Origin of the sequence: Mycobacterium asiaticum (assembly GCF_001668675.1) — a bacterium.
Classification (GTDB): Bacteria; Actinomycetota; Actinomycetes; order Mycobacteriales; family Mycobacteriaceae; genus Mycobacterium; species Mycobacterium asiaticum_D.
In genome coordinates, this window is the sequence record NZ_LZKQ01000071.1 from 97,406 (window position 1) to 119,581 (window position 22,176).

Consider the following 22,176-nt stretch of genomic DNA (forward strand, 5'->3'; position numbering starts at 1 on the left):
GTTATCGTCCGGACTAGCGCTGATCGTCAGGAGTGTGTGCAGGCGGTCCGGCAGTCGTCAAGAGTCCGCCTCGACCCCGCGGCCCGCGGTAGTTGTTACAATGACGCTTGTGTAAAATAAGGCCCGTCCGCTCGTTCAATGAGGGGTGACATGACGGCGTCAGACCAGGAGCAGCCCGGCCGACGGCGCGCAGTGCTGCGAGTACTACGGGCATCGCAGGTGCCGCTCAGCATCGTGGCGATCGCGCAGCAGCTCGACGTGCATCCCAACACGGTGCGGTTCCACCTCGAAAGCCTCATCGGCGACGGCCTGGTCGAGCGCGTGCAGCCGCATCGGCGGGGCCCGGGCCGTCCGCCGCTGATGTTCCGGGCGGTGCCGCAGATGGACCGCGGCGGCACCCGCCACTATCAGTTGCTGGCCGAAATCCTCGCCGGTGGCCTCGCGGCCGAACCGGATCCGGCCGCTCGGGCGATCGCAACCGGGCGGGCCTGGGGTGAGCGTCTGGAGTTTCCGGGCCCGGTGAGCGGGGTGGACGAGTCCATCGACCGGCTGGCCGGCGTGCTCGACGAGATTGGCTTCGAACCCGAGCTGCGGGCATCGGGTGGCGGGCGGCAGCTCGGTCTGCGGCACTGCCCATTTCTGGAGATGGCCGAGAAGCAGCCGGGCGTGGTGTGCCCCATCCACCTGGGCCTCATGCGCGGGGCATTGGAGAAGTGGGATGCCCCGGTGACGGTCGAACGGCTGGAAGCGTTCGTCGAACCGGACCTGTGTCTGGCGCACATTGCGCCGGTGGCAACCGCGCCGTGAGCGTCGGGCGCTCCATCGAGGTCGCCGTCACCTTCGTCTGGCTCGGCATGGTGCTGGCCATCTCGTTCCTCGAAGCGCCGCTCAAATTCCGCGCGCCCAACGTGACGCTGCCGATCGGGCTGGGCATCGGCCGCCTGGTATTCCGCGCCCTCAACACCGTGGAAGTCGTTTTCGCGCTCGTCATCGGGGCGATCGCGCTGGCCGGACCGACGCCGATGCGGATCATCGTCGCGCTGGCGGTGGCCGTCGCGATGCTGGCGGTCCAACTGGTCGCCGTGCGCCCGCGCCTGACCAAGCGATCCGATCAGGTGCTGGCGGGCTCGGATGGCCCCCGTTCCCATGCCCACTACGTCTACGTCGCGTTGGAGACGGTCAAGGTCGTTGCGCTCGTGGTGGCGGGGATACTGCTCTTACAACTCCAGGGCTGACGACGACAAGGATTCACCGATGGAATCGATTTCGCTGACCGAGCTGGCATCCGAGAAGTTGGCCGAGGCGCGCAAGTCCCACAGCGGCCGGGCCGCCCACACCGTCCACGGCGGCCATACCCACGAGTTGCGCCAGACCGTGCTGGCCCTGCTGGCCGATCACGACCTGTCCGAACACGAAAGCCCTGGTGAGGCCACCCTGCAGGTGCTGCAGGGACATGTGCGTCTGACCGCGGGTGACGATGCCTGGGACGGCAAGACCGGCGACTACGTCGCCATCCCGCCGGTGCGCCACGCCCTGCACGCCGTCGAGGACTCGGTGGTGATGCTGACCGTGCTGAAATCTCAGCCCGGCGCTTCGCACTAGCGTGCTTTCCACGCCCTGGTCGCGGGACTTCGGCCTGCGGGTGCCGATCGTCAACGCGCCGATGGGCGGGGTAGCGGGTGGCCGGCTGGCCGCGGCGGTCAGCGCCGCCGGCGGGCTGGGCATGATCGGCATGGGCAGCACCGCCACCCGGGAGTCGTTGGCCGCCGAACTGCAACAGGTGAGCGGCCGGTTCGGTATCGGCCTGGTGGATTGGGTGATGCGGCGCCAGGCCGGACTGCTGGACGACGCGCTGGCCGCGGCGCCGTCGCTGTTGTCGGTCAGCTTCGGCACCGACTGGACCTGGGTACGGCACGCGCACGAGGCCGGAATCACCACTGTCACACAGGTTTACGACGCCGACGGGGCGCGACGGGCGGCCGATGCCGGCATCGACATCGTGGTGGCGCGCGGTGCCGAAGGGGGCGGCCACGGCGAGGTGCGGCTCGCGACCCTGCCGTTGCTGGACGCGGTGCTGGACGCGGTGTCGGTGCCGGTGCTGGCCGGCGGTGGCGTCGCCTCCGCCCGGAGCCTGGCCGCGGTGCTGGCCGCCGGCGCCGCCGGCGCCTGGGTGGGCACCCGTCTGGCCGCATGTCCGGAAGCGCTGAGCGGCGAGACGAACCGTCGGGCCCTGATCGACGCCGCCGGCACCGACACCCGGGTGACGAGGGATTTCGACATCGCCGCGGGTCTGCCGTGGCCGGAACGCTTCCCGTCGCGCGTGCTGACCCGCGAGGTGGCCGGCGCGCCGGTCGACGCGGGTCAGGGCGTCGGCATGGTCCGCGACGCGGCCACCGTCGGCGAGGTCATCGAGGAGATGTGTTCGGGCGCGCAGAGGTTGCTGGCCCGGTGGGCCCACACCTGAGCACCACGCAGCAGCGCATCGGCCGCGGATCCAGCCGCACGTCCGGCCCGTACGGGCTCAGCGCCTCGGCCAGCCCGCTGATCAGCGCGAGATTCATGCCGCAGGCCAGTTCCGTCTGCTCCTGGGCCAGCGCATGGAACGGGCAGTTGGCGAGTTCCACTTCGCCGTCGGCTCCCCGGGGTTCGTAGCCGTACTTGCGCAACATGTGCAAGGCCGCCTCGAACGCGTCGGTTGCGGTGGCGGGCTCTTCCGTGGCGGCACCGATGCTGCGACCGCAGGCATGGGCGAGTTCGTTGAGCACTTCGACGACGGGTTCACCGGACCGGGTCGCGCGGCTGATCGCCGCCGCCATCAGACGACCGGCCAGCTCGTACTCCCGTTGCGGGAGGCTGACCGCGATTTCCCGCTCGGCCCGTCGATACAGCTTGGAGGTGCGGCCGGCGCCCGGGCCGGACCGTCCGCTGGTGCGCGCATAGTCGCTGTCCAGTAGGCCCTCATCGGTGAGCCGGTCGAGGTGGAATTTTGCCTGATGAAGGGCGATGCCGACCGCGTCGGCGGCCTGATCGCGGCTCACCGGCGTCGATTGTGCGCACACGAACTGATAGAGCTGATGGCGCACCGGGTCCGCGAGGGCTCCGATCCCGGCGGCGTCCCGCTGCAGTCCCATGACGTCCAATTCTAACGGAGAAAATTGTTGACGCTACAACCTTGGAGTTCTAACGTTAGAAATATTATCCGTTAGAAACAATAGGAGGCGTCCCATGAGCGCTACCCACGACACCCGGCAGGCCTCCGGCCTGGCCACCCGATTGCACGATCCCGCGTACTCCGCGTTCCTGCTGCTGCGCACGGTGTTCACGGTCGCGCCGATCGTCTTCGGTCTGGACAAGTTCTTCAATGTGCTCACCCATCCGCATCACTGGAACATGTATCTCGCCGGCTGGATCGACGGGCTGATCCCCGGTAACGCGGACCAGGCCATGTATCTGGTCGGGGTGATCGAGATCGTCGCCGGCATTCTGGTCGCGGTCGCGCCGCGCTGGGGCGCCTGGGTTGTTGCCGCCTGGCTGGCCGGGATCATCGTCAACCTGGTCACCGGGCCGGGCTTCTACGACGTCGCGTTACGCGACTTCGGGCTGTTGGTAGGCGCGCTCGCGCTGGGCAGGCTGGCGCAGGGCGTCCACACCGGGACCGTCGTCAGTCAGATCCCACGCAGGTAGCGGCGGGCGATCAGGCGCTGGGCCACCACCACAAACGGGCCACCGAGCTTGCTCCACCAGGTCGCCGGCCGCGAGAACGACGACACGTCGGCGTACACCGCATCGGTCGCGGGTTCGTACCGCACGGCGAACCGCTCCTCGCCGGTGGCCGGGTGGCCCGGCAGGGTCCCGTAGGCGAAGCCACGCGCGTCGGGCTCGTCGACCACGTACACCACCCGGCACGGCGCGCGCAGCAAACCCAGTGTCTTGACGACCACCACCGCAGAAACCGTCACGGTGTCGGAGCTGGCCTGCACGCCCAGGCCGGCTCCGCGCTGCATGCCCCAGTGCATCACGGCGTCGGCGGCCTGTTCGAAGCGATCCCGGCCGGTGCCGATCTGCGCCGACGCACTGAGGTGGCTGTAGCCCGGTGGCAACTGCGCGGCGGCCGTGGCGCCCACTTCCGGATAGGTCAGCTGCTGGTCGGCGAGCGCATTCAGGTCCACACAGCCAGCTTGCCACGCGTACGGTTTGGGACATGGCAGCGGAAAATTCGGGAACTTTTGCACTGGGTGGCGACCTCTCCATCAACCGGCTCGGTTTCGGTGCGATGCGGCTGACCGGGAAGGGGGTGTGGGGCCCACCGGCCGATCGCGACGAATGTGTGCGGGTGCTGCGACGCGCGGTGGAACTCGGCGTGAACTTCATCGACACGGCCGACTCTTACGGTCCCTACATCTCCGAGGAGATCATCCACGAGGCGCTGCACCCGTACACCGGCCTGGTGATCGCCACCAAGGCCGGGCTGCTGCGCACCGGCCCCGACATCTGGATCCCGCTGGGCAATCCGAGCTACCTGCGCCAGGAATGCGAGCTGAGTTTGCGGCGGCTGGGCGTCGAGACCATCGACCTGTTTCAGCTGCACCGCATCGACCGGAACTTCCCGCTGGAGGATCAACTGGGCGAACTGACCGCGCTGCAGGGCGAAGGCAAGATCCGCCACATCGGTCTGTCCGAGATCGACGTCGACCAACTCGAGGCGGCACGCAAGCTCGCCCCGATCGTGTCGGTGCAGAACATGTACAACCTGCAGACCCGCACGGCCGAGGACCTGCTGGAGGCCGCGACCGCCCAAGGCATCGGGTTCATCCCGTGGTTCCCGCTGGCGTCCGGCCCGCTGGCGGCACCGGACGGTCCGCTCAAGGACATCGCCTCGGCCCACCACGCGACGCCGTCGCAACTGGCGCTGGCGTGGTTGCTGAAGCGCTCGCCGGTTGTCCTGCCGATTCCTGGCACGTCCCAGGTGGCCCACTTGGAGGAGAACGTGGCCGCTGCCGACATCGACCTCACCGACGAGGAATTCGAGGCGCTGTCGGCTGCCGGTGCTGCGCAAAGCGGCTAGCAATACGGTGTTCTGGTGGCAGTCGACCATCAGCAACACCCCGGCGGCGGGTTCAACCCGCCCGAGCCGACCAGTAAGGGCGGGCCGGATTACGGCCGCTTCATCGAGGCGGTGCGCAGGCTGCAGGATCACGCGCGGGCGATCGATGCGCCGGACGCGGTGATCAGCGAAGCCGCCGACCGGCTGGAGAAGCTCTCGGCGCTGCTGGCGCCGTTCGACGCCGACGAATGGCACTCGCCGTCGGGCCGCCGGATGGATCTACCGGTCCGGGGCAACATCCTGAGCGTTCCGATGGATGCCAGGAAAACCGAGGATGGGCGGATCGAGGGCTGGGCCCGGTTCGCGCGATTCCACCTCGGCCGCAACGGCGCCGTGCACGGCGGCGCGCTCGGCCTGCTGTTCGACTCGGTTCTCGGGCTGACCGCGGCCTGGCTCACCGGCAGCCGCCGTCAGCGCACCGCCTACCTGAAAATCAACTACCGCAACATCGTGCCGATCGAAAAGGAGTTGCAGTTCTCCTCGGGGATCGACAGCGTGGAGGGCCGCAAGATCTTCGTGTCCGGCCGGCTTACCGACGGCGACACCGTGCTGACCGAAGCCGACGCGTTGTTTGTGCGGCTCAAGCCGGGGCAGCCCTGACGCACGACCCCGATAGCATTGTCCACCGATCGGTGTGTAAGCCCCGCCACCAAAAAGTATTGGAGACCAACCCGATGAGCGCCCCCGCACAGCCCGTTCCGGCCGCCCCCATTCGGGTGCCCGCCGGGACTACCGCCGCGGCCGCGGTCGGGGAGGCGGGGTTGCCGAGGCGCGGGTCGCCGGACGCGATCGTGGTGGTGCGCGACGCCGAGGGGAAGCTGCGCGACCTGAGCTGGGTGCCCGACACCGACGTCGAGGTGATCCCGGTGGCCGCCAACACCGACGAAGGCCGCAGCGTCATCCGGCACTCGACGGCGCACGTGCTGGCCCAGGCGGTCCAGGATCTGTTTCCGGAGGCCAAGCTCGGCATCGGGCCCCCCATCACCGACGGCTTCTACTACGACTTCGACGTCAGCGAGCCGTTCACGCCCGAGAACCTCGAGGCGCTGGAAAAGCGGATGCGCCAGATCGTCAAGGAAGGGCAGCTGTTCGACCGGCGGGTCTATGAGTCCAAGGACGAGGCGCGCAAAGAGCTCGCCGACGAGCCGTTCAAGCTCGAACTCGTCGACGACAAATCTGGTGACCCCGACGTCATGGAGGTCGGCGGGGACGAGCTGACCGCCTACGACAACCTCAACCCCCGCACCCGCGAACGGGTGTGGGGCGACCTGTGCCGGGGGCCGCACATCCCCACCACCAAACACATTCCGGCGTTCAAGCTGACCCGCAGCTCGGCCGCCTACTGGCGGGGCGACCAGAACAACGCCAGCCTGCAACGCATCTATGGCACCGCGTGGGAGTCGCAGGAAGCCCTCGACCGCCACCTCGAGCTGATCGCCGAGGCGCAACGCCGCGACCACCGCAAGCTCGGCGTGGAGCTGGACCTGTTCAGCTTCCCCGACGAAATTGGTTCCGGCCTGGCGGTTTTCCACCCCAAGGGCGGCATCATCCGCCGTGAGCTGGAGGAGTACTCCCGGCGTAAGCACGAGCAGGCCGGGTACGAGTTCGTCAACACCCCGCACATCACCAAGGAGCAGCTCTACGTCACCTCGGGGCACCTCGAGTGGTACGCCGACGGCATGTACCCCCCGATGCACCTTGACGCGGAGTTCAACGCGGACGGCACGGTGCGCAAGCCGGGGCAGGACTACTACCTCAAGCCGATGAACTGCCCGATGCACCACCTTATCTACCGGGCGCGGGGACGGTCGTATCGCGAACTGCCGTTGCGGCTCTTTGAATTCGGCAGCGTCTACCGCTACGAGAAGTCCGGGGTGATCCACGGGTTGACCCGGGTGCGGGGCATGACGCAGGACGACGCGCACATCTACTGCACCCGCGAACAGATGCGCGACGAGCTCAGCTCGGTGCTGCGGTTCGTGCTCGACCTGCTCGCTGATTACGGCCTCGACGACTACTACCTGGAGCTGTCCACCAAGGACCCGGAGAAATACGTCGGCTCCGACGAGGTGTGGGAGGAGGCCACCGAGATCCTGCGCGAGGTCGGCGAGGCTTCCGGGCTGCAGCTGGTGCCGGACCCGGGCGGTGCGGCGTTCTATGGCCCGAAGATCTCGGTGCAGGTGAAGGACGCGCTGGGTCGCAGCTGGCAGATGTCCACGCTGCAGGTCGACTTCAACATGCCGGAGCGCTTCGAGCTGGAATACACTGCCTCCGATGGGACCCGCCAGCGCCCGGTGTTGATCCACCGCGCGTTGTTCGGCTCGATCGAGCGGTTCTTCGGCATTCTCACCGAGCACTACGCGGGGGCGTTCCCGGCGTGGCTGGCGCCGGTGCAGGCGGTCGGCATCCCCGTTGCCGACGAGCACATCCCCTACCTGGAAGATGTTGCCGCACAATTGAGGTCGCATGGTGTGCGGGTGGAGGTGGACACTAGCGACGACCGGATGGCCAAGAAGATCGTCAACCACACCAATCAGCGGGTGCCGTTCATGCTGCTCGCGGGCGACCGCGACGTGCAGGCCGGCGCCGTCAGCTTCCGGTTCGGCGACCGCACCCAGATCAACGGTGTGCCGCGCGACGCCGCCGTGACGGCCATCGTCGACTGGCTGACCAGACGCGAAAATGCTACGCCCACAGCCGAATTGGTGAAGGTACCGGACGGTGAGTGAGCAGGAAGACACCATCCTGGACCGCGGCGTCGGCGAGCGCGACCACCTGCAGCGGCTGTGGACGCCGTACCGGATGAACTACCTGGCTGAGGCGCCGATGAAGCGCAACGACGCCGCCCGGGCCGAACCGTTCACCGACATCCCGCAGATGTCGGACGAGGACGGACTGGTGGTGGCCCGCGGCGAACTCGTCTACGCCGTGCTGAATCTGTACCCGTACAACCCGGGTCACCTGATGGTGGTGCCTTATCGGCGGGTGTCCGAACTCGAGGACCTGACCGAGGCCGAGAGCGCCGAGGTGATGGCCTTCACCCAGAAGGCGATTCGGGTGATCAAGAAGGTGTCGCGTCCGCACGGCTTCAATGTCGGCATCAATCTGGGCCATTCGGCGGGCGGTTCGCTGGCCGAGCACCTGCACGTGCACGTCGTGCCCCGATGGGGTGGGGACGCCAACTTCATCACCATCGTCGGCGGATCCAAGGTGATACCGCAGTTGCTGCGCGAGACCCGCCGCCTGCTTGCGGACGAATGGGCCAGGCAGTCATGAGACGGATGAGTTCATGAGCAAGTTGCCGTTCCTGTCGCGGGCGTTCTTCGCCAAGATCACCGACCCGGTCGCCCGGGCGGCCCTGCGGATCGGGTTGACGCCGGATGCCGCCACGCTCATCGGCACCACCGCGACGGTGGCCGGGGCGTTGATCCTCTTCCCGATGGGCAAGCTGTTTGCCGGCGGGTGCGTGGTCTGGTTCTTCACGTTGTTCGACATGCTCGACGGTGCGATGGCCCGGGAACGCGGCGGCGGTACCCGGTTCGGCGCGGTCCTGGACGCGACCTGTGACCGGATCAGCGACGGCGCGGTGTTCTGCGGGCTGTTGTGGTGGATCGCGTTCCACCTGCACGACAGGCTGCTGACCGTGGCCACCCTGATCTGTCTGGTGACCTCGCAGGTCATCTCGTATATCAAGGCCCGGGCCGAAGCCAGCGGGTTGCGCGGTGACGGCGGCTTCATCGAGCGTCCCGAGCGGCTGATCATCGTGCTTGTCGGCGCCGGGGTGTCGGATTTCCCGTTCGTCGCCTGGCCACCGGCACTGCCGATCGCGATGTGGTTGTTGGCCGTACTCAGCGTGATCACCTGCGCGCAACGCCTGTACGCGGTGCGGACCTCACCCGGGGCCGTTGACCGCATCCCGCTGCCACGAAAGGGCGAGCAGTGATACCTCCGTCGGTGGGACTGAAAATGCCCGGACGCCCCCGCGAAATGCTGACCGGCACCGCGACCGGTTGGGCGTATGCGGCGGGCTGGATGGCCGTGCGGGCGCTGCCGGAGTTCGCCGCGCGCAACGCCTTCGACGCCGGGGCCCGCTACGCCGCGCGCCGCGGTGGGCCGGAGCAACTGCGCAAGAATCTCGCGCGGGTGATCGGGGTGCGGCCCGCGCAGGTGCCGGATTCGCTGATGCGCGCGTCCCTGGCGTCCTACGCCCGCTACTGGCGGGAGGCGTTCCGGCTGCCGACCATGGATCTGGCCGAACTGACCCGCCGGTTGGACAGCTGCACCGGGGGACAGGACAACCTGAACGCTGCGCTTGCCGCGGGCCGCGGCGTGGTGCTGGCGCTGCCGCACAGCGGCAACTGGGACATGAACGGGGTCTGGCTCTCGCAGACCTACGGCACCTTCGCCACCGTCGCCGAGCGGCTCAAACCGGAATCGTTGTACCGCCGGTTCATCGAGTACCGCGAAGGCTTGGGTTTCGAGGTGATTCCGCATTCCGGCGGCGACCGATCCCCGTTCGAGGTGCTGTGCGACCGGTTGCGGGCCAACCAGATCGTGGCATTGATGGCCGAGCGCGACCTCACCCGCACCGGCGTCGAGGTCGAGTTCTTCGGCGAAACCACCCGGATGCCGGCCGGGCCGGCCAAGCTGGCGATCGCCACGGGGGCGCAACTGCTGCCGTCGCATTGCTGGTTCGAGGGTGACGGCTGGGAGTGCAACATGCAGGAACCTCTGGACTGCAGCAGCGGCGACGTCAAGGCGATCACACAGGCGCTGGCCCGTGAGTTCGAGACCAACATCGCCGCCAACCCCGAAGACTGGCACATGATGCAGCCGCAGTGGCTGGCCGATCTCTCGGACGAGCGGCAGGCGTGGTTGAAGGAAGCCTGATGCGGATCGGGATGGTCTGCCCCTACTCGTTCGATGTGCCGGGCGGGGTGCAGTCGCACGTCCTGCAACTGGCCGAGGTGATGCGGGACCGGGGGCATCATGTCAGCGTCCTGGCGCCGGTCGGCGAGGACACCGAACTGCCCGACTACGTCGTCTCGGCGGGGAAGGCCATCCCCATTCCCTACAACGGGTCGGTGGCCCGGGTGCGGTTCGGCCCTGCTTCGTACCGTGCGGTCAAGAAGTGGCTGGCCGAAGGCGAGTTCGATGTGCTGCACGTGCACGAGCCCAGCGCGCCGAGTCTGTCACTGCTGGCACTGAACATCGCCGAGGGCCCGATCGTGGCGACGTTTCACACTTCGGCCACCAAGTCGGTGGCCCTGTCGGTGCTGGGCGGCATGTTGCGGCCCCGGTTCGAAAAGATCGTCGGGCGGATCGCCGTGTCCGACCTGGCCCGCCGCTGGCAGATGGAGTCGCTGGGCTCGGATGCGGTGGAGATCCCTAATGGCGTCGACGTCGACTCCTTCGCGTCGGCCGCGCCGTTGGACGGATATCCGCGGCCGGGCAAGACGGTGCTGTTCCTGGGGCGCTACGACGAGCCGCGCAAGGGGATGACGACCCTGCTCGAAGCGATGCCTGCGGTAGTCGAGCGGTTCCCCGAGGTGCAGCTGCTCATCGTCGGCCGCGGCGACGAGGACGAATTGCGTACTCAGGCAAGCGGATTTGTCGACAATCTGCGGTTTCTGGGTCAGGTCGACGACGCCGGCAAGGCGGCGGCGATGCGCAGCGCCGACGTCTACTGCGCGCCGAACACCGGTGGTGAGAGTTTCGGCATCGTCCTGGTGGAGGCGATGGCGGCCTGCACCGCGGTGGTGGCCAGCGATCTGGACGCGTTCCGGCGGGTGCTGCAGGACGGTGAGGTGGGGCGGCTGGTGCCGGTGGAAGACGGTGCTGCGTTGGCCGATGCGCTGATCGAGGTGCTGCAGGATGACGCGCTGCGGCAGCGGTACGTGGCGGCGGGCACCGAGGCGGTGCGCCGCTACGACTGGTCGGTAGTGGCCAGCCAGATCATGCGGGTCTACGAGACGGTCGCCGGATCGGGCGTGAAGGTGCAGGTGGCCAGCTGATGGAGTGGCTGGTTGCCGCAACCATCCTGCTGGTCGTGCTGCTGGTGGTCTTCGGCGCGTGGGGCTATCAGCGGGCCAATCGACTGGACCGGCTCAACGTGCGCTACGACCTGTCCTGGCAGGCGCTGGACGCAGCGCTGGCCCGGCGAGCGGTGGTGGCTCGGGCCGTGGCAATCGACGCCTACGGCGGCTCACCGGAGGGCAAGCGGCTGGCGGCGTTGGCCGACGCGGCCGAGCGCGCGCCGCGCAACGCTCGCGAGACGGCGGAGAACGAGCTTTCGGCGGCCCTGGCGAGGGTCGACCCGGCGTCGGTGCCCGCGGCTTTGGTAGCGGAGTTGGCCGACGCGGAGGCCCGGGTGCTGCTGGCCCGCCGATTCCACAACGATGCGGTGCGCGACACCCTGGTATTGGCCGAGCGGCGGATGGTGCGGTTGTTCCGGTTGGGCGGAAGGGCGCCGCTGCCGACGTATTTCGAGATCGCCGAGCGGCCGCACGCCCAGCGCCACACCGACACCGAGCTCAACCATCGCACGTCGGCGCGGGTGGTGCTGCTCGACGACCAGGGCGCGGTGCTGCTGCTGTGCGGTTCGGATCCGGCGATCGCCGATGCGCCCCGGTGGTGGTTCACCGTGGGCGGCGAGGTGCGGCCGGGGGAGCGATTGGCCGAAGCCGCCGCCCGCGAACTGGCGGAGGAGACCGGCCTGCAGGTCGCGCCGGCCGAGCTGGTGGGGCCGATCTGGCGGCGCGACGAGGTCTTCGAGTTCAACGGGTCGACGATCGACAGCGAAGAGTTCTACCTGGTGCACCGCACCCGGCGGTTCGAGCCGACGGCGACCGGTCGCACCGAGCTGGAGCACACCTACATCCACGGCGCCCGCTGGTGTACTCCGGACGACATCGCCGAGCTGATCGCCGCCGGCGAGCAGGTGTACCCGCGTCAACTCGGCGAGCTGCTGCCCGCGGCGATTGAGCTGGCGGAATCGTCGGGACGCGACGCTGGGGCGCCGTTGTCGATTCGCTGACGTGGCGCGCGAATGACAACATTTGCTGATGGGTCAGAGCGTCCCCGAGCGTGGCGGTAAACCGCTGGCCCGGGTACGCAGCCTGGCGGCCCGGTTCGTCGCAACCTGTGGCGTGCTGGTGTCGCTGGGATTCTTCGGCGTCGGCGCCTACGACGTCGGGGCGTACCTGCTCGGCACCCCCACGACGGCGACGGTCCGGGGTTGCGCCACCGAGAAGTACGGCTACACCTGCGCAAGCACGTGGAGCGTTGGCGGACGCAACTACGTCGGCAAGATCCAGGGGATGGTGCTGCATCGGTATGCCAGTGGGACGTCGCTGCAGGTTCGGGTGCTCGCCGATAAGGCCTACACCAAGTTCTCGGGTGTGGTTTTTACCGGCTATGGGCTGGCGTTCGGGCTGATCACCGCGGTGGGGATCATCAAATTCGCTTCGGCGGAATGGTTCGACCCGTGGCTCAGCCGCCGGCCGAGATGGGTGCGGCGGGTGTTGCTGTTTGTGCGCAACTTCCGCGATCCCGACGGCGCGGACTGGTTCTCCTGATACAGAACCGCGTCCGGATCTCGGGGCGTCAGAACAGCCGCGGTATCGCCACCGGCGCCGGGAAGCCCAGCTGCGCGGCGACTGCTGCCGGATCGATCGCGGGGAACAGCCCGATAGGAGCCGGGATGTCCTGATAGGCGCCGCGGTCATAACCCATTTCGACCAGCACCCGCAGGTTCGGCTGAATCAGGTCAGCTAGCGGGTTGCCCACAATCGGCACCGCCCGCAATGGATTCAGCAGCGGCAGGTCGTGAGTGGGAATCAGGACATAGGTGGTCAGGCTGCCGGGTGACACCGGCTGCACAATCCCCGAAGCGAACTCACTGGCCGAGAGCGCATACGACGGGTGCAAATAGGCGAAGCCCGCGATTGCGTTGGCCGTCGCAAACAGGTTCAGCGGGTACCGCGGGAAGTCGGCCGCTCCGTCGTACTGGATCGCGTAATCGACGGTGGGGTACACGTCCGCGGGCGTCGCGCCGTTGAACGTGAAGCCCACGAAGGGAATCGACCAGCCCGACAGCCGGGCCAGCAGGCCCCCGTTTGGCCGATTCGGGTTGGCTGCCAACACAAACGACAATTCGTCAATAGCGGGGCGCATCCCAGCAGGCAGGGACTGCAGGTAGCGCATTTCCAGGGTGGCCACCGTGGCGCTTTGCGACACACCGAAGACAACGGTGTCCGTACCCGCCGCGTGCAGATTCATGATCGCGTCGTTGAGGCGCTGCATGCCCGCGGCGACCGACGCGTCGAAGGTGAGGCTGGTCGGGCCCGTGATCGGAAACATCTTCGACGGCGTCACCAGGAACTTGGCGGCATACGACGGATGGTTCGGCGTTACGAAGCTTTCGGCGATCGGAGTGAAGCCGCTCCAGGGCAGCGGGTTGATTCCGGTTCCGCCCATGAGCAAAGCCGTCTTGGCAGGCACGCCGCCGCCCACCTCGTTCAGATCGATGAGTGAGACACCTACGTTCCCGTCACCGGGCAACCCGAAGCCGACCAGTCGATTGCCGATATTGAAGAAGCCGATGTTCCCGTCGCCACGGTTTGCGATACCGATGTTTCCGTTGCCGGCGTTGTTGAAGCCGATGTTGTTCACGCCGGTGTTGCCGCTGCCGAAATTGAATGTCCCGTGCTGCCAATCCACCGTCAGTGCAGGCAGACCAGTGGCGGCATACGCCCGGGCAAGCTGGTCCACGACCGCGGACGCGTCGGCGTGGTATCCCGCCATGACGGCCACGTCATGGGCCCACATCTGTTCGTACGCCGCCTCGGCGGCCGCGATGGCGGGTGTGTTCTGACCGAAGACATTGCCGATTGCCAGCGCCACCAGCCGTGATCGGTTCGCGGCGATCAGGGCCGGCTGCACGATAGCGGCCTGCGCGGCCTCGAACGCGCCCGCGGCGGCCCGGGCCTGCGTGGCCGACTCCTCGGCCTGCGCAGCGGCCGTCGTCAACCACCCCAGGTACGGCGCGGCGGCGCGCGTCATCGCCACCATGGCCGGACCCTGCCACGCATCGTCGGCCAGCCCAGAGGTGATCGCCCAAAACGAGCGTGCTCCGGCGCTCAACTCCGCCGCCAACCCATCCCAGGACGCCGCCGCCGACAGCAACGGCCCCGGGCCCGCACCGGCATAGATCTGCGCCGAATTGAGTTCTGGAGGCAGAACGGCGAAACTCATCGCCAGGCTCCCGTCTTCCCGCGGCCGACAACGCGGAGGTTAAGCCATATCGGGCCGGAAATCTCAGTTGCCGATCACCTTTAGACTGGTGGTCGCAAAAGCACAGTCAAGGAGCGTAGTGAACAGCCAGCAGAACGGGGCCCAAACCGGAACCGCCCGCGTCAAGCGCGGCATGGCGGAGATGCTCAAGGGCGGCGTCATCATGGACGTCGTCACCCCCGAGCAGGCCCGTATCGCCGAGGGCGCGGGCGCCGTGGCGGTGATGGCGTTGGAGCGGGTGCCCGCCGACATCAGGGCCCAGGGCGGGGTGTCGCGGATGAGCGACCCCGACATGATCGAGGGCATCATCGACGCGGTCACCATCCCCGTGATGGCCAAGGCCCGGATTGGGCACTTCGTCGAGGCGCAGATCCTGCAGAGCCTGGGTGTCGACTACATCGACGAGTCCGAGGTGCTCACCCCCGCGGACTACACCCACCACATCGACAAGTGGCAGTTCACCGTGCCGTTCGTGTGCGGGGCGACCAACCTGGGTGAGGCGCTGCGACGTATCACCGAGGGCGCGGCGATGATCCGCTCCAAGGGCGAGGCCGGCACCGGCGACGTCTCCAACGCCACCACGCACATGCGTGCCATCGGCGGCGAAATTCGTCGGCTCACGTCGTTGTCCGAAGACGAATTGTTCGTTGCCGCAAAGGAATTGCAGGCATCCTACGATCTCGTCGTCGAGGTGGCCCGGGCGGGCAAGCTGCCGGTGACGCTGTTCACCGCCGGCGGCATCGCCACTCCCGCGGACGCGGCGATGATGATGCAGCTCGGCGCCGAGGGCGTGTTCGTCGGCTCCGGCATCTTCAAGTCGGGCGACCCCGCGCAGCGGGCCGCGGCCATCGTCAAGGCCACCACCTTCTACGACGACCCCGACGTGCTGGCCAAGGTGTCGCGCGGGCTGGGTGAGGCAATGGTCGGCATCAACGTGGAGGAGATCGCCGAGCCCCATCGCCTCGCGCAACGGGGCTGGTAAAAACATCCCGTGGCGATCGAAGAGATCCTCGATCTCGAGCAACTCGAGGTCAACATCTACCGCGGCAGCGTGTTCAGCCCCGAATCGGGCTTCCTGCAGCGCACCTTCGGCGGTCATGTGGCCGGCCAGTCGCTGGTCTCGGCGGTCCGCACGGTAGACCCGCGCTACCAGGTGCATTCGCTGCACGGCTATTTCCTGCGCCCCGGGGACGCCAAGGCGCCGACGGTCTACATCGTCGAGCGCACCCGCGATGGCGGATCGTTCGCGACCAGGCGGGTCAACGCGATCCAGCACGGCGAGATCATCTTCAGCATGGGCGCCTCCTTCCAGACCGACCAGGAGGGCATCAACCACCAGGACGCGATGCCGGCAGCGCCACCGCCCGACGGGCTCCCGGGCCTCTCGTCGTCCAAGGTGTTCGATGACGCCGGTTTCAAGCAGTTCGAGGAGTGGGACGTCTGCATCGTGCCGCGCGAGAAGCTGAAGCTGCTGCCCGGCAAGGCGTCCCAGCAGCAGGTGTGGTTTCGGCATCGGGACCCGTTGCCCGACGATCCGGTCCTGCACATCTGCGCGCTGGCCTACATGAGCGACCTGACATTGCTGGGATCTGCGCAGGTCACGCACATGGAGGAGCGTGCGCACCTGCAGGTGTCGTCGCTGGACCACGCCATGTGGTTCATGCGGGCGTTCCGCGCCGACGAGTGGTTGCTCTACGACCAGTCCTCCCCGTCGGCCGGCGGGGGCCGCTCGCTGTGCCAGGGCAAGATCTTCAACCAGAGCGGCGAGATGGTGGCCGCGGTCATGCAGGAGGGGCTGACCCGCTTCAAGCGCGGATACCGGTCGTGAGCGCGCCCCGGATCGGGGTGCTGGCCCTGCAGGGCGACACCCGCGAGCACCTTGCCGCGTTGCGTGAAGCCGGGGCAGAAGCCGGTACGGTTCGGCGCCGCAGCGAACTCGACGCTGTGGACGGGTTGGTGATTCCCGGCGGGGAGTCCACCGCGATGAGCCACCTGCTGCTCGATTTCGACCTGTTGGAGCCGCTGCGGGCGCGGCTGGGCGAGGGAATGCCGGCCTACGGCGCGTGTGCCGGAATGATCCTGCTGGCCAGCGAGATTCTGGATGCCGGAGCCGACGGCCGGGCCGCGCTACCGCTACGGGGCATCGATATGACGGTGCGGCGCAATGCTTTTGGACGTCAGGTCGATTCGTTCGAGGGCGACATTCCGTTCGAGGGGCTGGACGGCAGCGTGCGTGCGGTGTTCATCCGGGCGCCGTGGGTGGAACGCGTCGGCGCCGACGTGCAGGTGCTGGCGCGGGCGGCGGGGCATGTCGTCGCGGTGCGCCAGGGCGCGGTGCTGGCGACGGCGTTTCACCCGGAGGTGACCGGCGACCGGCGCGTACACGGGCTGTTCGTCGACATGGTGACGGGGCGTTAGCGCGCCGCCGCCGTCGTCGTTATCGCGCCGAGCGTCACGCCAGCGCAACGGTCGGCGCCCGGCGTCACTCTGGCGTGACGCTCGCCGTAACCGAGCCGCCACGTAGACTCGTCTGGCAATTATTTAGAACGAAAGAGGTATGTCACACCGATGAGCGGCCATTCCAAGTGGGCCACCACCAAGCATCAGAAGGCCGTCAAAGACGCCCGCCGCGGCAAGGAGTTCGCCCGGCTGATCAAGAACATCGAGGTCGCCGCACGTACCGGCGGTGGAGACCCGGCCGGCAACCCGACGCTGTATGACGCGATCCAGAAGGCGAAGAAGACGTCGGTCCCCAACGACAACATCGAGCGGGCCCGCAAGCGCGGCGCGGGCGAGGAAGCCGGCGGCGCCGACTATCAGACCATCATGTACGAGGGCTACGGACCCAACGGTGTCGCGGTGCTCGTCGAGTGCCTGACCGACAACCGCAACCGTGCCGCCAGTGAGGTGCGGGTGGCGATGACCCGCAACGGCGGGACCATGGCCGACCCCGGTTCGGTGTCCTACCTGTTTTCCCGCAAGGGCACCGTCACCCTGGAGAAGAACGGCCTGACCGAGGACGACGTGCTGACGGCGGTGCTCGAAGCCGGCGCCGAAGACGTCAACGACCTCGGTGACAGCTTCGAGGTGATCTCCGAGCCGACCGACCTGGTCGCGGTGCGCACCGCGCTGCAGGAGGCGGGCATCGACTACGAGTCGGCGGAGGCCAGCTTCCAGCCGTCGGTGAGCGTTCCCGTCGACGTCGAGGGTGCCCGCAAGGTGTTCAAGCTCGTCGACGCCCTGGAGGACAGCGACGACGTGCAGAACGTCTGGACTAATGTCGACCTCTCCGACGAGGTGCTGGCCGCCCTCGACGAGGAGTAGCGACTCCGGCTACGGGTGCCACCGGCTTGCGGTGTGTACGACAGTCCCGCCGCTGCCGTTTGGATATAGATGCCAGGTCTGCCATTGCCAGCCGCTGCCGTCGGGCTGGGCGGCCAGTGCCGTCAGCGCGGCGTCGTCGCCGGGGAACACCCCGCCGAGCCAGCAGGTTTCCTCGGCGCACCGCTCTCGCAGTTGCCTGGCAAGCGCACGGAAGGTGGCCTCGCCGTGCTCCTCGGTTCGAGATTCGATGCGATATCCAGGTGCGCCGGAACGGTCGGGCAGATCGTCGCCCGCAGTGCAGGAGACCTGCTCGGAGAAGCGGGTGGTGCCGTGTTCCACGGTGACAACATGCGACGCGCCAAGGACTCCGAGTAACAGTGCGCCCCCGCCGGGATGCACCAGACGGCAGGTCGCGAGCGGGTCAGGTGCCGCCGCGTTCAAAGCCAGCGCCAATCGGGCCCCAGACACATCGGCTGGGGCGACAGCGAGCTGATGAAGCGGCACCGGACATAACCTAACGCACCCGTCCGAGGCGTGTCCCTATCCCGTGATGTCACACCCACCGGCTAGGCTATCGAACAGCTGTTCGGAGTGAAGTGGGGAGCTGCGGTGCGGGTGATGGGCGTCGATCCCGGGTTGACGCGGTGCGGGTTGTCGCTGGTCGAGAGCGGGCGCGGCAGGCAGATCACCGCGCTCGATGTCGACGTGGTGCGCACCCCGTCGGACCAGCCGCTGCACCGCAGACTGCTGGCCATCAGTGACGCGGTGGAGCACTGGCTGGACACTCATAACCCCGACGTGCTGGCCATCGAGCGGGTGTTCTCCCAGGCCAACGTTGCCTCGGTGATGGGCACCGCGCAGGCCGGCGGCGTCATCGCTTTGGCGGCGGCCAGGCGTGACATCGACGTTCACTTCCACACACCGTCGGAGGTGAAGGCGGCGGTCACCGGCAACGGCAGGGCGGACAAGGCGCAGGTCACCGCGATGGTCACCCGGATCCTCACGTTGCAGGCCAAGCCGTCGCCCGCGGACGCCGCCGACGCGCTGGCGCTGGCCATCTGCCACTGTTGGCGGGCGCCGACACTCGACAAGATGGCCGCCGCCCAAGCCCGGGCAGCGCAGCAACGCGACCAGTACCTGGCGAGGCTGAAGGCCGCCCGATGATCGCCTCGGTTCGCGGTGAGGTGCTGGCGGTGGCGCTAGATCATGCGGTGATCGAGGCGGCCGGGGTCGGCTATCGGGTCAACGCGACGCCCGCGACGCTGGCCACGTTGCGTCAGGGCAGCGAGGCGCGCCTGATCACCGCGATGATCGTGCGCGAGGATTCGATGACGCTGTACGGGTTCTGCGACGCGGAGACGCGCGACCTGTTCCAGACGCTGTTGTCGGTTTCGGGGGTGGGCCCGCGGCTGGCGATGGCCACCCTGGCGGTCTACGACGCGGCGGCCCTGCGTCAGGCGCTGGCCGACGGCGACGTCACCGCGCTGACCCGGGTGCCGGGCATCGGCAAGCGCGGTGCCGACCGAATGATCCTGGAACTGCGGGACAAGATCGGTGCGGTGGGCGCGTCCGGCGGGGCGACCGCGGTGAACGGTCACGCGGTGCGGGGGCCGGTGGTGGAGGCGCTGGTCGGCCTGGGTTTCGCGGTCAAGCAGGCCGAGGAGGCCACGGACAAGGTGCTGGCCGAGGACCGGGAAGCGACCACGTCGACGGCGCTGCGGTCGGCGTTGTCGCTGCTGGGTAAATCGAAATGAGCCGCGGCGCCGGCGATGCAAAGCGCAGCGATGAGGAGAAGCGGCGCAAATGACAGAAGAGGACTACGAACGCGACGTGTCGCCGACGCTGGCGGTCGGCGAGGGTGACATCGACGGCAGCCTGCGGCCCCGATCGCTGCGCGAGTTCATCGGACAGCCCAGAGTGCGCGAGCAGTTGCAGCTGGTCATCGAGGGAGCCAAGAACCGCGGCGGCACACCGGACCACATCTTGCTGTCCGGGCCGCCCGGCCTGGGCAAGACCTCGCTGGCGATGATCATCGCCGCCGAGCTGGGCTCGTCGCTGCGGGTGACCTCGGGACCGGCCCTGGAACGTGCGGGCGACCTGGCCGCGATGCTGTCCAACCTGCTCGAACACGACGTGTTGTTCATCGACGAAATCCACCGCATTGCCCGGCCGGCCGAAGAAATGTTGTATCTGGCGATGGAGGATTTCCGCGTCGACGTGGTGGTCGGCAAGGGACCGGGTGCCACGTCGATCCCGCTGGAGGTCGCCCCCTTCACGTTGGTCGGGGCGACCACCAGGTCCGGCGCGCTGACGGGCCCGCTACGCGATCGGTTCGGCTTCACCGCCCACATGGACTTCTACGAGCCGGCCGAGTTGGAGCGGGTGCTGGCCCGCTCCGCCGGGATCCTGGGTATCGAGCTCGGCGCCGATGCCGGGGCGGAGATCGCCCGCAGGTCTCGCGGGACTCCGCGCATCGCCAACCGGTTGTTGCGCCGGGTGCGTGACTTCGCCGAAGTACGCGCCGACGGCATCATCACCCGCGACGTCGCGAAGGCGGCGCTGGAGGTCTACGACGTCGACGAGCTGGGACTCGACCGGCTGGACCGGGCCGTGCTGTCGGCGCTGACCCGCAGCTTCGGCGGCGGCCCGGTCGGTGTGTCGACGCTGGCGGTGGCGGTCGGGGAGGAGGCCGCGACCGTGGAAGAGGTGTGCGAACCTTTCCTGGTGCGCGCGGGCATGGTCGCCCGCACGCCGCGAGGAAGGGTGGCCACGGCGCTGGCGTGGACCCACCTGGGGATGACGCCTCCGGTCGGGGTGGCGCAGCCCGGACTGTTCGACTAGGAGGACGTGATGGTCACCGTCGCACTGGTTTTCGCCGCGCTCGCCGCGGTATTGCACGTCTACATCTGGAGCATGGAGTCGCTGACGTGGACGTCGCCGCGCACCCGAGCGACGTTCGGTACCACACCCGAGGAAGCCGAGACCACCAAACTGCTGGCCTACAACCAGGGCTTCTACAACCTGTTCCTGGCGATCGTGACCGGTGTCGGTGTCGCCGCGGTGTTCATGGGCCACCGCGATGTTGGGGCTGCGCTGGTGTTCGCCGGTGTCGGCTCGATGGCCGCGGCCGCGGTGGTGCTGTTGGTTTCGGCGCGGGACAAGGCGCGCGCCGCGGTGACGCAGGGCTTGTTCCCTGTCATTGCGGTCGTGCTGCTGATTGTGGGCCTGGCCGTTTGAGCTCTGGCTGAGCTCGTGAGCTCAGGCTCGCCGAGCGTGGGCCTTATGTACCCGAAAGTGGCCCGGCGGGGCCATTACCCGCACGCTCGACGCGTGGCGGTAGGTGCGGGCTCGCCGAGCGTGGGCCTTATGTACCCGAAAGTGGCCCGGCGGGGCCATAACGCCCACGCTCGACGCGTGCCAAGCCCCGGGTTACACCACGGCATACCCGGGGTACCCAAACCGGTACCTACGAAGGAGATGCCATGAAGAACATCGACAGCCGGCCCACCCGCGGGCGTATCCCGCGCTCGCGTGGTGCAGTTACCGGTTTACTTCTCGTCATCCTGGGCGCTTGGGGAGCCCTTATCCCGTTCCTCGGACCGAACTTCGACTTCGCGTACACACCGGGGCAGTCGTGGACCGCCGCGCGCGGTTGGCTTGAGGTGCTCCCCGGTGTCGCCACCGTGATCGGCGGGCTATTGCTGATCATGACCAGAAGCCGCGCCGGCGGCATGCTCGGCGGCTGGCTGGCCGCGCTCGGTGGCGCCTGGTTCGTCGTCGGTGGCGCGTTCGCGCAAGTGCTGGGCATTGGCTCGCCGGGAGACCCTGTCGCCGCGACCGACCGCAAGCGCGCGGTTCTCGAGGTCGCCTACTTCTCCGGCCTCGGCGTGCTGATCGCCTTCCTGGCCGGGGCAGCGCTGGCGCGGGTCGCCGTCCGGCTGGCCCGGGACGTCGAGCGCGTCGAGCCGGCCGACCGCACCCCGGCATCCCAGCCGTACGTCTCCGCCGTCGAGCCGGCTCGTGAGAACGAGGTGTCGACCGACGCCCTTACTACACCGCGGGTCGAGCAGGTCGGTCCGACTGGTCAGTCTGACCCGACCGCTGTCACCGAACGGCGGCGCGGCGGATTCTTCCGTCGTCACCGCACCCCAGTCGCGCACTGATCCAAACGGCAGAAGGCCGGTCGCCCCGCGTGGGTGACCGGCCTTCTGCCGTACTGGATGGTCTAACCCGATTGGCCGCGGCCGCCCCAGGTTTCGACGTTGGTCATGAAGCTCCTGCCGCCCGCGCCTCCCGCACCAGCCGAACCACCGCCCGAACCGCCATTGGAGCCAAAGATTCCCAGGAAGGGGCCGTTCCCGCCGTCGCCACCGTCGGCGCCGCTGTCGCCGTTTGTGCCACCGAGGCTTTCCGGGACACCATTGAGGAGGGTCGCACCACCGCCGCCCCCACCG

At 68.2% G+C, this 22,176-nt stretch carries 27 protein-coding genes and 1 pseudogene; 23 read left to right on the forward strand and 5 right to left on the reverse strand.

All coding sequences use genetic code 11. From position 1 onward, the window contains the following. Positions 1-150: 150 nt before the first annotated feature. The 4 genes from A9X01_RS07170 to A9X01_RS07185 are packed head-to-tail and all read left to right on the forward strand — an operon-like array spanning position 151 to position 2,464. Positions 151-807, forward strand: coding sequence for a helix-turn-helix transcriptional regulator (locus tag A9X01_RS07170; RefSeq protein WP_253848988.1), 657 nt, complete (start codon positions 151-153; stop codon positions 805-807). Continuing rightward, the gene (locus A9X01_RS07175; protein WP_065120067.1) at positions 804-1,235 is read left to right on the forward strand and encodes a hypothetical protein; all 432 of its coding nucleotides are present in this window, start codon (positions 804-806) and stop codon (positions 1,233-1,235) included. Before A9X01_RS07170 ends, A9X01_RS07175 begins: the two co-directional genes overlap by 4 nt. A 19-nt stretch (positions 1,236-1,254) precedes the next feature. Beyond that, positions 1,255-1,602, forward strand: a complete 348-nt coding sequence (locus A9X01_RS07180; RefSeq protein ID WP_065120068.1) for a cupin domain-containing protein — start codon at positions 1,255-1,257, stop codon at positions 1,600-1,602. A 1-nt stretch (position 1,603) separates the two neighbouring features. Beyond that, complete coding sequence (locus A9X01_RS07185) at positions 1,604-2,464, forward strand: NAD(P)H-dependent flavin oxidoreductase (RefSeq protein ID WP_065120069.1); 861 nt, start codon at positions 1,604-1,606, stop codon at positions 2,462-2,464. On the opposite strand, the gene A9X01_RS07190 is transcribed toward A9X01_RS07185, so the two are convergent. After that, a complete protein-coding gene (locus A9X01_RS07190; protein WP_065120070.1) occupies positions 2,406-3,131 on the reverse strand; it encodes a helix-turn-helix transcriptional regulator in 726 nt (241 codons plus the stop codon). The two genes, A9X01_RS07185 and A9X01_RS07190, sit on opposite strands and share 59 nt — an antisense overlap. 94 nt (positions 3,132-3,225) lie before the next feature. Here A9X01_RS07190 and A9X01_RS07195 point away from each other — a divergent pair, with 94 nt between their 5' ends. Then, positions 3,226-3,684 carry a DoxX family membrane protein gene (locus A9X01_RS07195; protein ID WP_065120071.1) on the forward strand — a complete coding sequence of 153 codons (459 nt, stop codon included), beginning with the start codon at positions 3,226-3,228 and terminating at the stop codon, positions 3,682-3,684. Here the strand turns inward: A9X01_RS07195 and A9X01_RS07200 are convergent. Further along, on the reverse strand, positions 3,666-4,169 hold the full coding sequence (locus A9X01_RS07200; protein WP_065120072.1) for a DUF1990 domain-containing protein: 504 nt from the start codon (positions 4,167-4,169) through the stop codon (positions 3,666-3,668). The genes A9X01_RS07195 and A9X01_RS07200 overlap by 19 nt on opposite strands. A 32-nt stretch (positions 4,170-4,201) precedes the next feature. On the opposite strand from A9X01_RS07200, the gene A9X01_RS07205 reads away from it, so the two are divergent. The 9 genes from A9X01_RS07205 (at position 4,202) to A9X01_RS07245 (ending at position 12,681) form a co-directional block, all read left to right on the forward strand. Continuing rightward, positions 4,202-5,065, forward strand: coding sequence for an aldo/keto reductase (locus tag A9X01_RS07205; RefSeq protein ID WP_065120073.1), 864 nt, complete (start codon positions 4,202-4,204; stop codon positions 5,063-5,065). A gap of 12 nt (positions 5,066-5,077) precedes the next feature. Beyond that, positions 5,078-5,704 (forward strand): PaaI family thioesterase, encoded by a 627-nt coding sequence (locus tag A9X01_RS07210; protein ID WP_065120074.1) that lies wholly within the window; start codon positions 5,078-5,080, stop codon positions 5,702-5,704. A 74-nt stretch (positions 5,705-5,778) separates the two neighbouring features. Next, positions 5,779-7,833, forward strand: a complete 2,055-nt coding sequence (gene thrS / locus A9X01_RS07215) for a threonine--tRNA ligase (RefSeq protein WP_065120105.1) — start codon at positions 5,779-5,781, stop codon at positions 7,831-7,833. Then, entirely contained in the window at positions 7,826-8,380 is a 555-nt protein-coding gene (locus A9X01_RS07220; protein WP_065120075.1) for an ATP adenylyltransferase, read from the forward strand. Before thrS ends, A9X01_RS07220 begins: the two co-directional genes overlap by 8 nt. A gap of 13 nt (positions 8,381-8,393) precedes the next feature. After that, entirely contained in the window at positions 8,394-9,047 is a 654-nt protein-coding gene (gene pgsA, locus A9X01_RS07225) for a phosphatidylinositol phosphate synthase (protein ID WP_065120076.1), read from the forward strand. 23 nt (positions 9,048-9,070) lie between these two features. Next, positions 9,071-9,994 (forward strand): phosphatidylinositol mannoside acyltransferase, encoded by a 924-nt coding sequence (locus tag A9X01_RS07230; protein WP_065120106.1) that lies wholly within the window; start codon positions 9,071-9,073, stop codon positions 9,992-9,994. Next, positions 9,994-11,118 (forward strand): glycosyltransferase family 4 protein, encoded by a 1,125-nt coding sequence (locus A9X01_RS07235; RefSeq protein WP_065120077.1) that lies wholly within the window; start codon positions 9,994-9,996, stop codon positions 11,116-11,118. The genes A9X01_RS07230 and A9X01_RS07235 overlap by 1 nt, the downstream gene beginning before the upstream one ends. Further along, positions 11,118-12,140: an NUDIX hydrolase gene (locus A9X01_RS07240; RefSeq protein WP_065120078.1), complete on the forward strand. Its 1,023-nt coding sequence runs from the start codon at positions 11,118-11,120 to the stop codon at positions 12,138-12,140. Before A9X01_RS07235 ends, A9X01_RS07240 begins: the two co-directional genes overlap by 1 nt. 28 nt (positions 12,141-12,168) lie before the next feature. Then, the gene (locus A9X01_RS07245) at positions 12,169-12,681 is read left to right on the forward strand and encodes a hypothetical protein (RefSeq protein WP_065120079.1); all 513 of its coding nucleotides are present in this window, start codon (positions 12,169-12,171) and stop codon (positions 12,679-12,681) included. Between the two features lie 28 nt (positions 12,682-12,709). Here A9X01_RS07245 and A9X01_RS07250 read toward each other — a convergent pair whose 3' ends face one another. After that, complete coding sequence (locus tag A9X01_RS07250; protein WP_065120080.1) at positions 12,710-14,359, reverse strand: PE-PPE domain-containing protein; 1,650 nt, start codon at positions 14,357-14,359, stop codon at positions 12,710-12,712. Between the two features lie 118 nt (positions 14,360-14,477). Here A9X01_RS07250 and pdxS point away from each other — a divergent pair, with 118 nt between their 5' ends. The 4 genes from pdxS to A9X01_RS07270 all read left to right on the forward strand — a co-directional run bounded on the left by pdxS (position 14,478) and on the right by A9X01_RS07270 (position 17,722). Next, positions 14,478-15,380: a pyridoxal 5'-phosphate synthase lyase subunit PdxS gene (pdxS, locus tag A9X01_RS07255; RefSeq protein ID WP_155771974.1), complete on the forward strand. Its 903-nt coding sequence runs from the start codon at positions 14,478-14,480 to the stop codon at positions 15,378-15,380. A 9-nt stretch (positions 15,381-15,389) separates the two neighbouring features. Then, the gene (tesB, locus tag A9X01_RS07260; RefSeq protein ID WP_065120081.1) at positions 15,390-16,226 is read left to right on the forward strand and encodes an acyl-CoA thioesterase II; all 837 of its coding nucleotides are present in this window, start codon (positions 15,390-15,392) and stop codon (positions 16,224-16,226) included. Further along, positions 16,223-16,816 carry a pyridoxal 5'-phosphate synthase glutaminase subunit PdxT gene (pdxT, locus tag A9X01_RS07265; RefSeq protein WP_065120082.1) on the forward strand — a complete coding sequence of 198 codons (594 nt, stop codon included), beginning with the start codon at positions 16,223-16,225 and terminating at the stop codon, positions 16,814-16,816. Before tesB ends, pdxT begins: the two co-directional genes overlap by 4 nt. A gap of 150 nt (positions 16,817-16,966) precedes the next feature. Continuing rightward, on the forward strand, positions 16,967-17,722 hold the full coding sequence (locus A9X01_RS07270; RefSeq protein ID WP_065033926.1) for a YebC/PmpR family DNA-binding transcriptional regulator: 756 nt from the start codon (positions 16,967-16,969) through the stop codon (positions 17,720-17,722). A gap of 9 nt (positions 17,723-17,731) precedes the next feature. Here the strand turns inward: A9X01_RS07270 and A9X01_RS07275 are convergent, their stop codons facing one another. Beyond that, entirely contained in the window at positions 17,732-18,226 is a 495-nt protein-coding gene (locus tag A9X01_RS07275; protein WP_065120083.1) for a DUF2617 family protein, read from the reverse strand. 105 nt (positions 18,227-18,331) lie between these two features. Between A9X01_RS07275 and ruvC the strand changes: the two genes are divergently transcribed. From ruvC to A9X01_RS07300, 5 genes are all read left to right on the forward strand, one after another. Beyond that, positions 18,332-18,886, forward strand: coding sequence for a crossover junction endodeoxyribonuclease RuvC (gene ruvC, locus A9X01_RS07280; protein WP_065120084.1), 555 nt, complete (start codon positions 18,332-18,334; stop codon positions 18,884-18,886). Next, positions 18,883-19,476: a Holliday junction branch migration protein RuvA gene (gene ruvA / locus A9X01_RS07285; RefSeq protein ID WP_065120085.1), complete on the forward strand. Its 594-nt coding sequence runs from the start codon at positions 18,883-18,885 to the stop codon at positions 19,474-19,476. The genes ruvC and ruvA overlap by 4 nt, the downstream gene beginning before the upstream one ends. Before the next feature lie 49 nt (positions 19,477-19,525). Next, the gene (gene ruvB, locus A9X01_RS07290) at positions 19,526-20,563 is read left to right on the forward strand and encodes a Holliday junction branch migration DNA helicase RuvB (protein WP_065120086.1); all 1,038 of its coding nucleotides are present in this window, start codon (positions 19,526-19,528) and stop codon (positions 20,561-20,563) included. Between the two features lie 9 nt (positions 20,564-20,572). Further along, positions 20,573-20,959 carry a DUF1304 domain-containing protein gene (locus A9X01_RS07295; protein ID WP_065120087.1) on the forward strand — a complete coding sequence of 129 codons (387 nt, stop codon included), beginning with the start codon at positions 20,573-20,575 and terminating at the stop codon, positions 20,957-20,959. Positions 20,960-21,204: 245 nt separating this feature from the next. Next, positions 21,205-21,885 (forward strand): hypothetical protein, encoded by a 681-nt coding sequence (locus tag A9X01_RS07300; RefSeq protein WP_065120088.1) that lies wholly within the window; start codon positions 21,205-21,207, stop codon positions 21,883-21,885. A 62-nt stretch (positions 21,886-21,947) separates the two neighbouring features. Here A9X01_RS07300 and A9X01_RS30370 read toward each other — a convergent pair. Further along, positions 21,948-22,176, reverse strand: a pseudogene (locus A9X01_RS30370) (hypothetical protein); the annotation flags it as partial.

What these genes read in the sequence shown, in the direction of transcription:
- thrS (WP_065120105.1), top strand. Translation starts at nt 5,779, where the DNA reads ATGAGCGCCCCCGCACAGCCCGTTCCGGCCGCCCCCATTCGGGTGCCC.
- A9X01_RS07170 (WP_253848988.1), top strand. Translation starts at nt 151, where the DNA reads ATGACGGCGTCAGACCAGGAGCAGCCCGGCCGACGGCGCGCAGTGCTG.
- A9X01_RS07230 (WP_065120106.1), top strand. Translation starts at nt 9,071, where the DNA reads ATGCCCGGACGCCCCCGCGAAATGCTGACCGGCACCGCGACCGGTTGG.
- ruvB (WP_065120086.1), top strand. Translation starts at nt 19,526, where the DNA reads ATGACAGAAGAGGACTACGAACGCGACGTGTCGCCGACGCTGGCGGTC.
- A9X01_RS07295 (WP_065120087.1), top strand. Translation starts at nt 20,573, where the DNA reads ATGGTCACCGTCGCACTGGTTTTCGCCGCGCTCGCCGCGGTATTGCAC.
- ruvA (WP_065120085.1), top strand. Translation starts at nt 18,883, where the DNA reads ATGATCGCCTCGGTTCGCGGTGAGGTGCTGGCGGTGGCGCTAGATCAT.
- A9X01_RS07190 (WP_065120070.1), bottom strand. Translation starts at nt 3,131, where the DNA reads ATGGGACTGCAGCGGGACGCCGCCGGGATCGGAGCCCTCGCGGACCCG.
- A9X01_RS07195 (WP_065120071.1), top strand. Translation starts at nt 3,226, where the DNA reads ATGAGCGCTACCCACGACACCCGGCAGGCCTCCGGCCTGGCCACCCGA.
- A9X01_RS07270 (WP_065033926.1), top strand. Translation starts at nt 16,967, where the DNA reads ATGAGCGGCCATTCCAAGTGGGCCACCACCAAGCATCAGAAGGCCGTC.
- A9X01_RS07245 (WP_065120079.1), top strand. Translation starts at nt 12,169, where the DNA reads ATGGGTCAGAGCGTCCCCGAGCGTGGCGGTAAACCGCTGGCCCGGGTA.
- A9X01_RS07240 (WP_065120078.1), top strand. Translation starts at nt 11,118, where the DNA reads ATGGAGTGGCTGGTTGCCGCAACCATCCTGCTGGTCGTGCTGCTGGTG.
- A9X01_RS07300 (WP_065120088.1), top strand. Translation starts at nt 21,205, where the DNA reads ATGAAGAACATCGACAGCCGGCCCACCCGCGGGCGTATCCCGCGCTCG.
- pgsA (WP_065120076.1), top strand. Translation starts at nt 8,394, where the DNA reads ATGAGCAAGTTGCCGTTCCTGTCGCGGGCGTTCTTCGCCAAGATCACC.
- A9X01_RS07250 (WP_065120080.1), bottom strand. Translation starts at nt 14,359, where the DNA reads ATGAGTTTCGCCGTTCTGCCTCCAGAACTCAATTCGGCGCAGATCTAT.
- A9X01_RS07205 (WP_065120073.1), top strand. Translation starts at nt 4,202, where the DNA reads ATGGCAGCGGAAAATTCGGGAACTTTTGCACTGGGTGGCGACCTCTCC.
- A9X01_RS07235 (WP_065120077.1), top strand. Translation starts at nt 9,994, where the DNA reads ATGCGGATCGGGATGGTCTGCCCCTACTCGTTCGATGTGCCGGGCGGG.
- A9X01_RS07180 (WP_065120068.1), top strand. Translation starts at nt 1,255, where the DNA reads ATGGAATCGATTTCGCTGACCGAGCTGGCATCCGAGAAGTTGGCCGAG.